Raw genomic sequence first — 367 nt, 5'->3', positions numbered from 1 at the left:
GAGGATCGCGCGCGACATCGCCAGCATCTGCTGCTCGCCGCCCGACAGCGTGCCCGCGAGCTGCGTCGCACGCTCCTTCAGGCGCGGGAAGAAGCCGAACATCCGGTCGACGTCCTTCTTGATCTGCTCGTTGTCGTTGCGCAGGTACGCGCCCATCTGCATGTTCTCGATGATCGACATCCGCGCGAAGATCCCGCGGCCTTCCGGCACCATCGCGAGGCCGCGCTTGAGCAACTCGTGCGACGGGATGCCCTTGATCGACTTGCCTTCGTACTCGATGTCACCCGCCGAGTACGGCTTCAGGCCCGTGATCGCCTTCATCGTCGTGGTCTTGCCCGCGCCGTTCGCGCCGATCAGCGTCACGAGT

General features: G+C 65.1%; 1 protein-coding gene. It reads right to left on the bottom strand.

Annotated features, from left to right (window positions below; all coding sequences use genetic code 11):
* The coding region (locus U5798_RS36975) for an ABC transporter ATP-binding protein (protein WP_322084892.1) at positions 1 to 367 on the bottom strand (367 nt) is incomplete at both ends.

The sequence above is a fragment of the Burkholderia sp. BCC1972 genome, from assembly GCF_905339605.1.
Taxonomy (GTDB): domain Bacteria; phylum Pseudomonadota; class Gammaproteobacteria; order Burkholderiales; family Burkholderiaceae; genus Burkholderia.
Note: the sequence above shows the minus strand (reverse complement) of the source record. Positions and strands in the feature narration are given on the sequence as shown.